This is a genomic window from Mesorhizobium sp. B2-4-15 (genome assembly GCF_006658505.1).
Taxonomy (GTDB): Bacteria; Pseudomonadota; Alphaproteobacteria; order Rhizobiales; family Rhizobiaceae; genus Mesorhizobium.
In genome coordinates this window covers 300,602-314,507 of the sequence record NZ_VFUZ01000002.1, presented here as the reverse complement: position 1 = coordinate 314,507, position 13,906 = coordinate 300,602, and the positions used below count along the sequence as shown (strand labels likewise).

General features: G+C 62.6%; 12 protein-coding genes and 1 tRNA gene. 8 read left to right on the top strand and 5 right to left on the bottom strand.

Annotated elements, in window-relative coordinates; all coding sequences use genetic code 11:
- Nucleotides 1-162 precede the first annotated feature (162 nt).
- The 5 genes from betI (at nucleotide 163) to betB (ending at nucleotide 6,554) form a co-directional block, all read left to right on the top strand.
- On the top strand, nucleotides 163-753 hold the full coding sequence (betI, locus tag FJ930_RS03820; RefSeq protein WP_140742354.1) for a transcriptional regulator BetI: 591 nt from the start codon (nucleotides 163-165) through the stop codon (nucleotides 751-753).
- Complete coding sequence (gene betC / locus FJ930_RS03815) at nucleotides 750-2,279, top strand: choline-sulfatase (RefSeq protein ID WP_141834969.1); 1,530 nt, start codon at nucleotides 750-752, stop codon at nucleotides 2,277-2,279. The genes betI and betC overlap by 4 nt, the downstream gene beginning before the upstream one ends.
- Nucleotides 2,276-3,286 carry a threonine/serine dehydratase gene (locus FJ930_RS03810; protein WP_181763268.1) on the top strand — a complete coding sequence of 337 codons (1,011 nt, stop codon included), beginning with the start codon at nucleotides 2,276-2,278 and terminating at the stop codon, nucleotides 3,284-3,286. The genes betC and FJ930_RS03810 overlap by 4 nt, the downstream gene beginning before the upstream one ends.
- Before the next feature lie 3 nt (nucleotides 3,287-3,289).
- The gene (betA, locus tag FJ930_RS03805) at nucleotides 3,290-4,942 is read left to right on the top strand and encodes a choline dehydrogenase (RefSeq protein WP_141834966.1); all 1,653 of its coding nucleotides are present in this window, start codon (nucleotides 3,290-3,292) and stop codon (nucleotides 4,940-4,942) included.
- A gap of 148 nt (nucleotides 4,943-5,090) precedes the next feature.
- The gene (betB, locus tag FJ930_RS03800; protein ID WP_141834963.1) at nucleotides 5,091-6,554 is read left to right on the top strand and encodes a betaine-aldehyde dehydrogenase; all 1,464 of its coding nucleotides are present in this window, start codon (nucleotides 5,091-5,093) and stop codon (nucleotides 6,552-6,554) included.
- A 185-nt stretch (nucleotides 6,555-6,739) separates the two neighbouring features.
- Here the strand turns inward: betB and FJ930_RS03795 are convergent.
- A tRNA-Pro gene (locus FJ930_RS03795) sits at nucleotides 6,740-6,816 on the bottom strand.
- Between the two features lie 421 nt (nucleotides 6,817-7,237).
- On the opposite strand from FJ930_RS03795, the gene FJ930_RS03790 reads away from it, so the two are divergent.
- The 3 genes from FJ930_RS03790 (at nucleotide 7,238) to FJ930_RS03780 (ending at nucleotide 8,416) form a co-directional block, all read left to right on the top strand.
- Entirely contained in the window at nucleotides 7,238-7,453 is a 216-nt protein-coding gene (locus FJ930_RS03790) for a hypothetical protein (protein ID WP_140742646.1), read from the top strand.
- Nucleotides 7,454-7,457: 4 nt separating this feature from the next.
- On the top strand, nucleotides 7,458-7,898 hold the full coding sequence (locus FJ930_RS03785; protein WP_141834960.1) for a hypothetical protein: 441 nt from the start codon (nucleotides 7,458-7,460) through the stop codon (nucleotides 7,896-7,898).
- Nucleotides 7,899-8,074: 176 nt separating this feature from the next.
- Complete coding sequence (locus FJ930_RS03780; protein ID WP_141834957.1) at nucleotides 8,075-8,416, top strand: hypothetical protein; 342 nt, start codon at nucleotides 8,075-8,077, stop codon at nucleotides 8,414-8,416.
- 40 nt (nucleotides 8,417-8,456) lie between these two features.
- Here FJ930_RS03780 and FJ930_RS03775 read toward each other — a convergent pair whose 3' ends face one another.
- The 4 genes from FJ930_RS03775 to FJ930_RS03760 all read right to left on the bottom strand — a co-directional run bounded on the left by FJ930_RS03775 (nucleotide 8,457) and on the right by FJ930_RS03760 (nucleotide 13,875).
- Entirely contained in the window at nucleotides 8,457-10,076 is a 1,620-nt protein-coding gene (locus FJ930_RS03775; protein ID WP_141834954.1) for an ABC transporter ATP-binding protein, read from the bottom strand.
- 1 nt (nucleotide 10,077) lies between these two features.
- A complete protein-coding gene (locus FJ930_RS03770) occupies nucleotides 10,078-11,199 on the bottom strand; it encodes an ABC transporter permease subunit (RefSeq protein WP_140742368.1) in 1,122 nt (373 codons plus the stop codon).
- Nucleotides 11,192-12,115, bottom strand: coding sequence for an ABC transporter permease subunit (locus FJ930_RS03765; protein WP_141834951.1), 924 nt, complete (start codon nucleotides 12,113-12,115; stop codon nucleotides 11,192-11,194). The genes FJ930_RS03770 and FJ930_RS03765 overlap by 8 nt, the downstream gene beginning before the upstream one ends.
- A gap of 167 nt (nucleotides 12,116-12,282) precedes the next feature.
- Entirely contained in the window at nucleotides 12,283-13,875 is a 1,593-nt protein-coding gene (locus tag FJ930_RS03760; RefSeq protein WP_140742370.1) for a peptide ABC transporter substrate-binding protein, read from the bottom strand.
- Nucleotides 13,876-13,906: the final 31 nt, after the last annotated feature.

Below are 13,906 nucleotides of genomic sequence, written 5' to 3'. Positions count from 1 at the left end.
TATGGCGCACTTCGCCTTTATTGTTCAAATATAAACATTCCTGCCTTCGCCGTGAAGGGCCGGAACCAGACAATCGCTTGGTGCAGGTCGGAGCCTGCGACGATTTTTTTGTTGATTGATCCGTCAATAAAAAATAATCCTGCTTCAGAGGAAGCTAGCGAGATGCCGAAAGTCGGAATGGAGCCACTGCGCCGCAAGGCGCTTATCGATGCGACGATCTCGGCGATCGGCGAGCGCGGTTCGCTTGACGTCACCATGTCCGAGATTGCCGGGCGCGCGGGCGTGTCCTCGGCCCTTGCCCATCACTATTTCGGCGCCAAGGACGAGCTGCTGTTCGCGACGATGCGGCACATCCTGGCCGAACTGACCATCGATATGCGTCGCGCGCTGCAATCCGCAGCGTCCCCGCGCGAACGTGTCTCGGCCGTGGTCGCCGTCAACTTCTCCGACATCCAGTTCCAGCCGGAAACCATCGCCGCATGGCTTGCCTTCTACGTCGAGGCACAGAAATCGTCCTCGCTGCGGCGGTTGCTCAGGGTCTATGCGCGACGGCTGCACTCGAATCTCATGAGCGGGCTCACCGGCATCCTGCCCAGGGCCGAGGCCGACCGTGCCGCCGAAGCGACAGCGGCGATGATCGACGGGCTCTACATCAGGCGTGCGCTGAAGGACGGCGTGCCCGACGCCGCGACCGCGATCGCGCTCGTCCAGGATTATCTCGAAACCAAACTCGGCGAGCGGCAAAAACAGTGACAGCGAAACGACCCAATTTCCTGATCGTCATGGTCGATCAACTCAACGGGACCTTATTTCCCGATGGCCCGGCGGACTTCCTGCACGCACCCCATCTGAAGGCGCTGGCCGCACGCGCGGCGCGCTTCAGGAATAACTACACGGCCTCGCCGCTCTGTGCGCCCGGCCGGGCCTCGTTCATGAGCGGCCAGTTGCCATCGCGCACGGAGGTCTATGACAACGCCGCCGAATTCGCCTCATCCATCCCGACCTTCGCGCATCACCTGCGCTCCGACGGCTATCACACGGTGCTGTCGGGCAAAATGCATTTTGTCGGCCCCGACCAGTTGCACGGCTTCGAGGAGCGGCTGACGACCGATATCTACCCGGCTGATTTCGGCTGGACGCCGGATTATCGCAAGCCCGGCGAGCGCATCGACTGGTGGTACCACAATCTGGGCTCGGTGACCGGTGCCGGCGTCGCCGAGATCTCGAACCAGATGGAGTATGACGACGAGGTCGCTTTCCACGCTGTGCAGAAGCTCTATGATTTCGCCCGCGTCTCCGACGGCGCCGCGCACCGGCCCTGGTGCCTGACGGTTTCCTTCACGCATCCGCATGATCCCTATGTAGCGCGGCGGCAATATTGGGATCTTTACGAGGATTGCGCGGCGCTCGAGCCCGAAGTGGCCTTCATTCCCTATGACAGCCAGGACCCGCATTCGAAGCGGCTGTACAAGGCCTGCGACCACGACAGTTTCGACATCACCGCCGAGCAGATCCGCCGCTCCCGTCGCGGCTATTTCGCCAACATCTCCTATCTCGACGACAAGGTCGGCGAGTTGCTGTCGGTGCTGGAGCGCACGCGCATGCTCGACGACACAATCATCCTGTTCTGCTCGGACCACGGCGATATGCTCGGCGAGCGCGGGCTGTGGTTCAAGATGTGCTTCTTCGAGGGCTCGGCGCGGGTCCCGCTGATGATCGCGGGCAAGGGCGTGCCGGCCGGCCGGATCGACACGCCAGTCTCCAATCTCGACGTAACGCCGACCTTGTGCGATCTCGCCGGCATCGACATGAGCGCGATCGCGCCCTGGACCGACGGACAGTCGCTGCTGCCGCTGCTGGATGGCAAGCAGCGCACCGCGCCAGTGCTGATGGAATACGCCGCCGAAGGCTCCAACGCGCCGTTGGTGGCGATCCGCGATGGCCGTTACAAGTTCGTCCATTGCGAGATCGATCCGCCTCAACTCTATGATATCGAATCCGACCCACATGAATTGGCCAATCTCGCCGCCGATCCGGCGCATGCCGGGCTGGTGGCGGCGTTCATGGAAAAAGTCCGCGCGCGCTGGGACATGGCGGCGTTCGATGCCGCCGTGCGCGCCAGCCAGGCGCGGCGCTGGGTGGTCTATCCGGCGCTGCGCAACGGCATGCACTACCCCTGGGAATTCCAGCCGCTGCAAAAGGCGTCGGAACGTTACATGCGCAACCACATGGATCTCAACGTGCTCGAAGAGCAGAAACGGTTCCCGCGAGGCGAATGATGGCAGACCTTCTTGTCCCTACCCTCGACCATCTCAAGCAGGCATACGCCGTCACCTCCCGGGCGACACAGATCACGCCCCTGCTGGAATCGGCGGCACTGGCGCGCGAGACAGGTGCGGCCCGTGTCTTCGTCAAGCCGGAATCGCTGCAATGGGCCGGATCCTTCAAGATACGCGGCGCCTATTGGCGGCTGAAGCGGCTTTCGGCCGACGAGGCGAAGATGGGCGTCGTCGCCTATTCCTCCGGCAATTTCGCGCAGGGACTGGCCGCCGCCGGCCAGGCGCTCGGCATTCCCGTCACCATCGTCATGCCGATCGACGCCCCGGCCGCCAAGCGTGACGCGACGGCAGGCTATGGCGCCCGCGTCGTGCTCACCGACCATGGCGATCGCGCCCGTGAGGAAGTCGCCGCCGCCAAGGCGCGCGAGATCGCCGAGACCGAAGGCCTGGCCCTCCTGCATCCGTTCGACGATCCCGAGATCGTCGCCGGCCAGGCGGGTGCCGGCCTCGAAGCACTCGACCAGCTTGCCGCCAAGGACGCCAGCGCCGACCTTTTGTTCTGCTCGGTCGGCGGCGGTGGGCTGATCGGCGGTGTTTCGCTTGCCTTCCACTATTTGTCGCCGGCTACCGAGATCATCGGCGTCGAGCCGGAAGGTTTCAACGGCATGGGTGCCTCCCTGGCGCATGGCAGCATCGAGACGATGCCGATCGGCCCGAAATCGATCTGCGACGGGTTGATGGCGCGCAAGCCGGGCGACGCGCCCTTCGCGGCGGTCAAGACCGCGGGCGTTCGCGGCATCACCGTCGACGATCAATCGGTGCGGCAGGCAATGCGGATCGCCTTCGAGCGCATGAAGCTGGTGCTGGAGCCGTCAGGCGCGGCATCGCTGGCGGCACTGCTCGGCGGCAAGGTGGATGTGAGGGGCAAGACCGTTCTTGTGGTGGCTACCGGCGGCAATGTCTCGCTCGCCGATTTCATCACGCATATGAATAATGGGCGCATATAAACCATGCTTGAAGCGGATTTCGTCATCATCGGCTCCGGCTCCGCCGGCTCGGCCATGGCCTATCGCCTGTCGGAAGACGGCAAGCATTCGGTCATCGTCATCGAATTCGGCGGCAGCGATATCGGGCCGCTGATCCAGATGCCGTCGGCGCTGTCGATCCCGCTCAACATGAGCCTCTACGACTGGGGCTTCGCCAGCGAACCTGAGTCCCATCTCGGCGGCCGCGTGCTGGCGACGCCGCGCGGCAAGGTGATCGGCGGTTCGTCCTCGATCAATGGCATGGTCTATGTTCGCGGCCATGCCCGTGACTTCGATCATTGGGCCGAAGAGGGAGCGGCCGGTTGGGGCTTTGCCGACGTGCTTCCCTATTTCAAGCGCATGGAAGATTCCGACGGAGGCGAGGACGGCTGGCGCGGACATGGTGGGCCGCTGCATGTGCAGCGCGGCTCACGGCGCAATCCGCTCTATGGCGCCTTCGTCGAGGCGGGCCGTCAGGCCGGGTTCGAACTGACCGACGACTACAATGGTGCCAAGCAGGAAGGCTTCGGCGCGATGGAGCAGACCATCCAGGGCGGTCGACGCTGGTCGGCGGCATCAGCCTATCTGAAGCCGGCGCTCAGGCGCAAAAACGTGAGTCTGGTCAAGGGCTTTGCCCGCCGGGTGATCATCGAGAATCAACGTGCCATCGGCGTCGAGATCGAGGCTCACAAACAGATTCAGGTCGTTAAGGCGCGACGTGAGGTGATCGTCGCCGCATCGTCGATCAACTCGCCCAAGATCCTGATGCTGTCCGGCATCGGCCCGGCCGAGCATCTGCGTGAAAACGGCATTGCCGTCGTCGCCGATCGGCCCGGCGTCGGCCGCAACCTGCAGGATCACCTGGAGCTCTACATCCAGCAGGAATCGACCAAGCCGATCACCCTCAATTCGGTGTTGAACCCGTTCTCCAAAGCGATGATCGGCGCGCAGTGGCTGTTCTTCAAATCAGGCCTCGGCGCCACCAACCATTTCGAGGCGGCGGCATTCGTGCGCTCGCGCGCAGGTGTCGACTACCCCGATATCCAGTACCACTTCATCCCGGCGGCGGTTCGTTATGACGGCAAGGCGGCGGCGAAGTCGCATGGCTTCCAGGCCCATGTCGGACCGATGCGGTCGAAGTCGCGCGGTTCGGTGACGTTGCGCTCGCCGGATCCAAAATCGAAGCCGGTGATCCACTTCAACTACATGTCGCACCCGGACGACTGGGCGGAGTTCCGCCACTGCATCCGGCTGACGCGCGAAATCTTCGGCCAGTCGGCGTTCGACGCCTATCGCGGCGAGGAAATCTCGCCGGGCAGCCATGTGCGGTCGGACGACGATCTCGATGTCTTCATCCGCGACCATGCCGAGAGCGCCTACCATCCGTGCGGCACCTGCAAGATGGGGCGAGCCGACGACGCAATGAGTGTCGTCGATCCGGAATGCCGGGTCATCGGTGTCGAGGGTTTGCGCGTCGCCGATTCCTCGATCTTCCCGCGTGTCACCAACGGCAACCTCAACGCGCCGTCGATCATGACCGGCGAGAAGGCCTCCGATCACATTCTTGGCCGCACGCCGCTGGCGCCTTCCAACCAGGAGCCATGGATCAATCCGCGCTGGCAGGTGTCGGACAGATAGAGCATGATCCCGGGGCATTCCGCTGGCGCATGATCCCGAAATTGGATTCGATTTCCGGACAGATCATGCGCAAAAATAAGGTGCTGCAGCGTCCTTTGCGCATCCAGGAGGACGCGCGGCGCTGCAGCGAGACGATTTGGAGACACCCATGCGCGCCCAGCCCACGGCATCGCACTATGTCAACGGACGCTATATCGACGACGAGCAAGGCGCACCGCTGCCGGTCATCTATCCGGCAACGGGTGAGACCATCGCCATGCTGCGTTCGGCGACGCCGAATGTGCTGGAACTCGCGATCGAGGCCGCACGGGCCGCACAGCCGGCCTGGGCACGGCTGAAGCCGGTGGAGCGCGGCCGCATCCTGCGCCGCGCCGCCGACATTTTGCGCGCCCGCAACGCCGATCTTGCCCGCATCGAGACCCTCGACACCGGCAAGGCGATCCAGGAGACACTGGTCGCGGACGCCCCTTCAGCCGCGGACTGCCTTGAATATTTCGCCGGCGCGGTCGCGGTCTTCAACGGCGAGGCGGTCGACCTCGGCGGTCCCTTTGCCTACACGCGGCGCGAGGCGCTCGGCGTCTGCGTCGGCATCGGCGCCTGGAACTATCCGATCCAGATCGCCGGCTGGAAATCGGCGCCGGCGCTGGCCATGGGCAATGCCATGGTGTTCAAGCCGTCGGAAAACACGCCTCTTTCAGCGCTGGCGCTGGCCGAGATCTACAGCGAGGCCGGCCTGCCCGACGGCCTGTTCAACGTGGTGCAGGGCTACGGCGATGTCGGTGCCGGGCTCGTCGGCCACGATGTGGTGGCCAAGGTCTCGGTGACCGGCTCCGTGCCGACCGGCCGCAAGGTGCTGTCGCTTGCCGGTTCGAAGATGAAGCACGCGACGATGGAACTCGGCGGCAAGTCGCCTCTGATCGTCTTCGACGACGCGGACATCGAAAACGCCATCGGCGGCGCCATGCTCGGCAATTTCTATTCGACCGGCCAGATCTGCTCCAACGGCACGCGCGTCTTCGTGCAAAGCGGCATTCATGACCGCTTCGTCGAACGATTGGTCGAGCGGACGAAGAAAATCCGTATCGGCGATCCGCTCGACCCGGAGACCCAGATGGGTCCGCTGGTATCCAAGGCGCAGCATGAGAAGGTGGTTGGCTATATCGAGGTCGGCAAGCAGGACGGCGCTGCACTCGCCTGTGGTGGCAACGTACCTTCCTTGCAAGGCTTCCAGGGCGGCTTCTTTGTCGAGCCGACGGTATTTACGGGTGTCACCGACACGATGCGCATCGCGCGCGAGGAAATCTTCGGGCCTGTGATGAGCGTGCTGAAATTCGATGGCGAGGACGAGGTGATCGACCGCGCCAACGACACCGAATTCGGCTTGGCCGCGGGCGTGTTCACGCGCGACCTGCCGCGCGCCCATCGCGTCATCGCCGAGCTTCAGGCCGGCACCTGCTGGATCAACGCCTACAATCTGACGCCGGTGGAAATCCCTTTCGGCGGCTTCAAGCAGTCCGGCATCGGCCGCGAGAACTCGCTGGCGGCACTGGCGCTTTATTCGCAGCTGAAGTCTGTCTATGTCGAGACGGGGGATGTGGCGAGCCCATATTGAGCGGTGCTACGCCGCCTTGTCCTGCTCGCAAAAACCGAGACCACTTTTGGGTGGCATGCCGCGCAGGCGATGAAGAACAGCAGGCCAGCCGATGTCAGCGGCGAAGCGAGACCTCTTAGTCCTTGTTTTCACCAGGGATATAAGGTGGGCGCCACAGTCGGGAAGCGCTAACATATTGTTTTTTCTGGTCGGAGTGGCAGGATTTGAACCTGCGACCCCCTCGTCCCGAACGAGGTGCGCTACCAGACTGCGCTACACTCCGTGACCAGACCGCGGGCTTATAGCCGCCACACTTCGTTCCTGCAAGCGGCAATGGCAGCACTTCTGTCGCATTTCGTCAGCTTTCGTCGCACGCGGGTGCGGAGCTGTGCCTGGACGGTCAGCCGATGGCTATGCCAATCACCATGAAGGTGATGGCCATCGCGAATTCCGGTGCGGGCAACCAACGCGCCTGGCCAACACTTTTCTCCGTGGGCTTCCTCCGACGATTCTGCAGCGGACAACGAGGACAACCGGTGGCTGTTCCGGGCGGTGCGCCTGACGGGGCCAAAGGGTTTTGCGGTCAGACTTAGGTCCTGCTCCCAACCGACCGAAGCCCGGCCCCGGGAACATTTGCACTCCGTCCCAGTTCGTTGGTGGGCGCGGACACGATCACACGATCAGATGAGCGGAATTGGATGAACATGTCGAACCGTGAGACTGCAAGATCCCATGCCTTGGGAATGCGCGTGGCCGGGCTCAGAAACAGGATGCGGGAGGCCCGGATTACCGAGGGTGAAATAAGGACCTTCCAGAAGGTCGCAGCCGTGATCGAGGACGGTCACGGCCGGATTGATGGCGACGATCTGATCGCGGCTTCTTTCGTTACCGACACGCTGGCCGACAAGGGAACGCCCTGAGACCATGCGGACAATCAGCAGGCTTTTTGATTCCCATGCCGAAGCGGCACGGGTCGCCGGCGATCTGGTGGCGGCGGGCATTCCTTGCGTACGCATTGCCATTATCGGCCCCTACCACGACGAGATCGGGATCCTAAGGACGCCGGCCGTCATCCTTGGCGCTGTCGCCGGGGTGCTGGCTTGCCTGAGTGCTGTCGCCGTCTACGGCGTCAGTTCGCTTCCGGCCGGATTATCCGCAACTGCAATGATTGGCGCGCTCTGCGGCGGTGGCGCTGGCGCGCTGCTCGGAGCATTCGTCCCGACGGCCAGAAAGCCGGATGATCGGAGCGCAGCCGAGGGGATTGTTTTGGTGACGGCGCATGTCGATGAAACCGAGACCGACATCGCCCAAGCCGTGCTCGGCGGTTGCGCGCCCTTGGACAGCTTCGTCGCCGAGGCGGCATGAGAATCTCCAAAAAGATCGATGCATCGGCCCGATAGCCACCGTGAGTCGATGGTTCACATATCACGGCCGGAGCGGACGGCGACTGGCGGGGCGTAAGGCTTTGACGAAATGGTCATCGGCCCTAGGTAGTTCGATGGATATGAGGGGGCCGGTAGGACGGCGAGCCGGACGCGGACATGAACTTGGTTTCAACGACAGTGTCGGCACCGGCTGTTTTGGTTGCGGTGCTTCTTGCCGGCTGCTCGTCGATCGGCGGAACGGGCGACCCAGCGAAATACGACAGCATGAGCTGCACCGAACTCAACAGCGCGCTGGGAAGCACCGCCAGCGCGATCTCGCAAACCGCGATCACGCGCGGCAAGGTCGCCAACAGCAATGTCCCACGCTGGCTTTTGGGTGGCTCGCGCGTGAAGACCGCGATCGCCAACCGCGAGACGGCCAGGATCGACCGGCTGAAGCAGCAACATGATGCCCTTATCGCTGCCCGGGCGCGCAGGTGCCAGAGGTCAGCTGGCTGAACGCACAGCCGTGATGATTGCCTTCACCTGACGCGATGTCTCACGCATTCAACCGGAACCGCGTCACGTCGATCGCGGCGTTCATCAGCGTCTGCGTGTAGGGCGCTTGCGGATTGCTGAAAATCGCCTCCGTCGGCCCTTCTTCGACGATCTTGCCCTGCTTCATGACGATGATGTAGTCGGCCATGGCGCGCACCACGGCGAGATCGTGGCTGATGAACAGGTAGGACAGTTCATGGTCCGCCTGCAGCTTGCGCAATAGTTCGACGATCTGTTTCTGCACCGAGCGATCGAGCGCCGAGGTCGGTTCATCCAGTACGACCATTTTGGGCTTCAGGATCATGGCGCGGGCAATGGCGATGCGCTGCCGCTGCCCGCCGGAGAATTCATGCGGATAGCGGTTGCGGGCGTTCGGATCGAGGCCGACCTCGCGCAAGGCCTCGACCGCGCGCTGGTCGCGCTGTTTGCCCGAAAGGTTCGGCTCATGCACCAGCAGCCCTTCGGTAACGACCTGGCCGACCGTCATGCGCGGCGATAGCGAGCCGAATGGATCCTGGAAGACGAGCTGCATCTGGCGCCGCAGCGGCCGCATCGCCTGCCGGTCGGCGGTGGAAATGTCGCGATCGCCAAAACGGATCAAACCATCGCTCGGCAGCAGCCGCAGCAATGCGCGGCCGAGCGTCGATTTGCCCGAGCCGGATTCACCGACGATGCCGATGGTCTGGTTGCGCTGCAGCCGGATCGAAATGTGATCGACCGCACGCAGCATCAGCGGTTCACCAGCCAGAAACCCGCCGCCGATCTTGAATGTGACTTCGACGTTCCTGCCTTCAAGAACCACCGGCGCATTGGCGGGCGGAGGCGCCTTGGTGCCTGTCGGCTCGGCCGCCAGCAGCATCTTGGTATAGGCATGCTGCGGGTTGACGAAGATCGCCTCCGCCTCGCCTTCCTCGACGACCTCGCCCTGGCGCATGACATAGACCCGGTCGGCGAAGCGCCGGACGATGCCAAGGTCATGGGTGATGAAGACGATCGCCATGCCAAGCTTGCGCTGCAACTCGGCCAGAAGCATCAGTATCTGTGCCTGGATGGTCACGTCGAGGGCCGTCGTCGGCTCGTCGGCGATCAATATGTCGGGGTCGTTAGCGAGCGCCATGGCGATCATCACGCGCTGGCGCTGACCGCCCGACATTTCGTGCGGGTAGGATTTCATCCGCCGCTCGGGATCCGGAATATGCACCAGCCGCAGCAGCTTCAGCGCTTCTTCATGCGCCTCGGCGGCATTCAGGCCCCGATGCCGCCGGATCGGTTCGATCAACTGGTTGCCGATCGAATAGAGCGGATCGAGCGAGGTCATCGGCTCCTGGAAGATCATGCTGATCTTGCGGCCCCTGACCTTGTTCAGCTCGGATTTGCTCAGTGTCAGCAGGTTGCGGCCGCGATAGTCGACACTGCCTGACGCCTCGCCATTGGAGGCCAGCAAGCTCATCGCCGCCATCATGGTCTGGCTTTTGCCGGAACCGGATTCGCCGACCACGGCAACGGTCTCACCCGCGTTGACATGAATGTTGATGCCTTTCACCGCCTCGACCGCGCCATCAAGGGTACGGAAGCGGACCCGCAGGTCCTTGACGCTGAGGATCGTTTCAGGAGCGGCCATCTCAGCGATCCTTCGGGTCGAGCGCGTCGCGCAGGCCGTCGCCGACGAAATTCAAGGCGAACAGCGTCGAGACGAGGAAGAAGGCGGGGAACAGGAGCAGCCAGTTGGCGGTGCCGATGTTCTTGGCACCGACCGAGATCAGCACACCCCAGCTGGTCATCGGCTCCTGGATGCCAAGGCCGAGGAAGGACAGGAAGCTCTCCAGGATAATGACCTGTGGGACCAGCAGCGTCATGTAGATCACCACCGGACCAAGCAGGTTGGGGATAACATGGCGTAGCAGGATGCCGCGGTGGCCGACGCCCATCGCCTCCGCCGCCTGGACATATTCCTGACGTCGGATCGACAATGCCTGGCCACGCACGATGCGTGCCATATCGAGCCACAGCACGGCACCGACCGCCAGGAACATCAGCACGAAATTGCGGCCGAAGAACACCACCAGCATGATGACGAAGAAAATGAACGGCAAGGAATAGAGCACGTCGACGATGCGCATCATGATCTCGTCGACCTTGCCCCCTGAAAAGCCGGCCGTGGCGCCGTAGATCACCCCGATCACCACCGCCACGACACCGGCAAGCAGGCCGATGGCCAGCGATATGCGGCCGGCCATCAGTGTGCGCGAGAGAAGATCGCGGCCGGTATTGTCGGTGCCGAACAGGAAATATTGCTGCTTCACCGACGTGCTCATCACCACTTCGAGGCCGTCGGGCGACTTGCTCTCGATCTTGGTGTCGTCGAAGGCGTCGGAGCGGTCGAGGTAGCGGATGTTGCGATCATCGATCGGCTTGGTGGAGGTGACGGTGACCGTGACACGCTCCCCATCCTGCTTCCATTCCTTGATGTCGACCCGCATGCGCTTGATCGCATCGTTGAGGGCCGTCTCGATCATATCTGCCTTGGGGTAGGCCGTAAGACTCGGCGGCGTGCGCACATAGTCGGCATAGATGGTCGTGTACTGGTGCGGCACGAACCAGGGGCCGAACACGCTTATGACGGCGATAAAAACGAGGTAGTAGAGGCTGAGCATGGCGGCGCGATTGGCCTTCAGGCGAGCCCAGGCATCGCCCCAGAGCGAGCGGCCGACGACGACGGGAGCTGTGGCTGCGATGTCAGTCATAGCGCACCCTCGGATCGACCACCGCGTACATGACATCGACGATCAGGTTGAAGACGATGGTGAAGATGGCGATCACCACCACCGTTCCCATCACCAGCGTGTAGTCGCGGTTGAGCGCGGCATCGACGAAATAACGGCCGACGCCGGGAATGGAGAAGATGGTCTCGACGATGACCGAGCCGGTCAGCAGCGCTGCCGCCGCCGGACCGGTGAAGGAGACGATCGGCAGGATGGCACCGCGCAGCGCGTGCTTGACCACCACCGACCAGTCGGAAAGGCCGAGCGCGCGGGCGGTTCGGATATGGTGGGACCGCAGCGATTCAATCATCGAACCGCGCATGAGGCGGGCAACGATGGCAATCTGGGGCAAGGCAAGCGTCAGCACCGGGCCGACCTTGTTGATGAAGGCACCATCACCCCAGCCGCCGATCGGCAAAAGCTTCCAGGTCAGCCCGAACAGGAGCTGGATCACCGGCGCGATGACGAAGGTCGGGATGGTGCTGCCGGCTGTCGCCAGCGCAATCACCGTATAGTCGCCAAGCTTGTTCTGGTTGAGCGCGGCAATGGTGCCGAGCAGGCTGCCGAGCAGCAGCGCCAGGATCAGCGCCGAGGCACCGAGCTGGACGGAAATGGGCAGGCCCTTGGCAAACAGTTCGGTGACGGTGAAGTCCGGCATGTTGTAGCTCGGGCCGAAATTACCGCGCAGCAGATTGCCGAGATAATGCGCATATTGCAGCCAGAGCGGGTCGTTGAGACCATACTGGGCTTCAAGATTAGCCCTGATCTCGGGGCTCAGTCCCCGCTCCTGGTTGAATGGGCCGCCTGGCGCAACCCGCATCAGGAAGAACGCCATCGTCACGATGACGAACAGCGTCGGGATGGCGGTCAAGAGCCGCCGGAATACATATCGCAGCATCGGTGCCCCGCTTGATCCGGAACACATCCGTCCAACAGGACGATTGTACTCCGGCTTTCAAATCTCCGCACCGAACTTTCCGAAAAGCGATTCCGGTTCCCGAGCCGATGCGATGGCAAACCAGTACCGCCGCGCCACTCAAGGGCGCGGCGGTTTGGCCTGGGAGGTCAGTCCTTGCTGATGAAGCGGGACGGGTGAACGTCCATCACATTGTCGACAAAGCCGTGCAGCTTCGTGGAAACGATGTCGTGGTAGCTATAGTAGAGCAGCGGAATCTGACCGACGTCGTCGACGAGGATGCGCTCGGCTTCAGCGAGATCCTTCATGCGCTCTTCAGGCTTGCCGCCGGCAGCGGCTGCCTTGTCCATGGCAGCCTCGTATTGGGGGCTGTTGTAGCTCGAATAGTTGTTGCCGCTCGCCTTGCGCGAGATGCCGAGGAAGGTTTCCGGATCCTTGTAGTCGGCGATCCAGGCGGCGCGCGCCACGTCATAGTTGCCCTTCTGCTCCAGGAAGGAATAGTGGGTCTTGGTGTCGGTGTTGAGCAAGGTGACGTCGACGCCGAGGGGCTTCAACTGCTCCTGAATGGCAACGGCAGTGTTCTTGTGGTTCTCCGAGGTGTTGTAGCGGATCTCCATCTTCAGCGGATGTTCGGGCGTGTAGCCGAGCTTCTCGAGGATTTTCTTGGCCGCGTCCTCACGATCGATCTGCGGCATGTCGGCATATTTGGCCATTGCCGGCGTGTAACCCTCGATGCCGGGAGGCACCATCGAATAGCCGGGCAGCATCGAGTTCTGCCAGACCTTTTCGGCGATGAAGTCACGGTCGATCGCCATCGAGATGGCGTTGCGCAGCTCGGGGTTGTTCCACGGCGCCTTGTCGGTCTTGATTGCATAATAATAGGTGCCGAGATACGGCCCGACATGGATCTGGTCGCCGAACTTCGTCTTCAGGTCGGCGAGCTGTTCAGTCGGCAGATCGTCGTAGCTGTCGAGTTCGCCAGCCTCGAAGCGCTTCATCGCCGACGAACGGTCTTCGGTGGGAATGTAATTGACGACGTCGATCTTGACGCTGCCCGCGTCCCAGAATTTCGGATTCTTGACCAGCTTCATGTGGTCGTTGGGGACCCACTCCGCCAGCGTGTAGGCGCCGTTCGACACCAGCTTGCCCGGCTTGATCCAGTCGGCGCCGAGCTTTTCGATGGAGGCCTTGCTGACCGGATAGGTCGCCTGGTGAGTCAACATCTCCAGGAAGTAGGGCGTCGGCGCCTTCAGCGTCACTTCCAGCGTATTTGCGTCAATCGCCTTGGCGCCCATATCCTCGGGCTTGCCCTTCTTGGTGTTGACCTCCTCGGCGTTCTTGATGGGATAGAGCATGGAAGCATATTCGGCGCCGGTGGCCGGATCCTCCAGCCTGCGGAAGGCATAGACGAAGTCCTCCGCCGTCACCGGGCTGCCATCCGACCACATGCCGTCCTTGCGCAGCTTGAAGGTGTAGACGGTGCCGTCATCCGATACCGTCCAGCTCTCGGCGGCGCCTGGGATGACATTGGCCTTCTCATCCTGCATGACGAGGCCCTGGAACAGGTCGCGCAAGACATTGGCTTCGTAGACCGTCGAGGTCTTGTGCGGGTCGACGGATTCGGATTCGGCAGCGGTGCCTCGGTTGTAGACAATTTCGGCGAATGCCGGCGTGTAGAACGTGCCGGCGGTCACTGCCATGGTCGTGGCGAAAACCGTCGCCTTCAGCATGTTTTTCAGCATGAAGTTCTCCCTATCGGCGCTGCCGTCGCGC

Excerpts from the sequence above, each read along its gene's own strand:
- betI (WP_140742354.1), top strand. The coding sequence starts at position 163 with ATGCCGAAAGTCGGAATGGAGCCACTGCGCCGCAAGGCGCTTATCGAT.
- FJ930_RS03810 (WP_181763268.1), top strand. The coding sequence starts at position 2,276 with ATGATGGCAGACCTTCTTGTCCCTACCCTCGACCATCTCAAGCAGGCA.
- betA (WP_141834966.1), top strand. The coding sequence starts at position 3,290 with ATGCTTGAAGCGGATTTCGTCATCATCGGCTCCGGCTCCGCCGGCTCG.
- betB (WP_141834963.1), top strand. The coding sequence starts at position 5,091 with ATGCGCGCCCAGCCCACGGCATCGCACTATGTCAACGGACGCTATATC.
- FJ930_RS03790 (WP_140742646.1), top strand. The coding sequence starts at position 7,238 with ATGTCGAACCGTGAGACTGCAAGATCCCATGCCTTGGGAATGCGCGTG.
- FJ930_RS03785 (WP_141834960.1), top strand. The coding sequence starts at position 7,458 with ATGCGGACAATCAGCAGGCTTTTTGATTCCCATGCCGAAGCGGCACGG.
- FJ930_RS03780 (WP_141834957.1), top strand. The coding sequence starts at position 8,075 with ATGAACTTGGTTTCAACGACAGTGTCGGCACCGGCTGTTTTGGTTGCG.
- FJ930_RS03775 (WP_141834954.1), bottom strand. The coding sequence starts at position 10,076 with ATGGCCGCTCCTGAAACGATCCTCAGCGTCAAGGACCTGCGGGTCCGC.
- FJ930_RS03770 (WP_140742368.1), bottom strand. The coding sequence starts at position 11,199 with ATGACTGACATCGCAGCCACAGCTCCCGTCGTCGTCGGCCGCTCGCTC.
- FJ930_RS03765 (WP_141834951.1), bottom strand. The coding sequence starts at position 12,115 with ATGCTGCGATATGTATTCCGGCGGCTCTTGACCGCCATCCCGACGCTG.
- FJ930_RS03760 (WP_140742370.1), bottom strand. The coding sequence starts at position 13,875 with ATGCTGAAAAACATGCTGAAGGCGACGGTTTTCGCCACGACCATGGCA.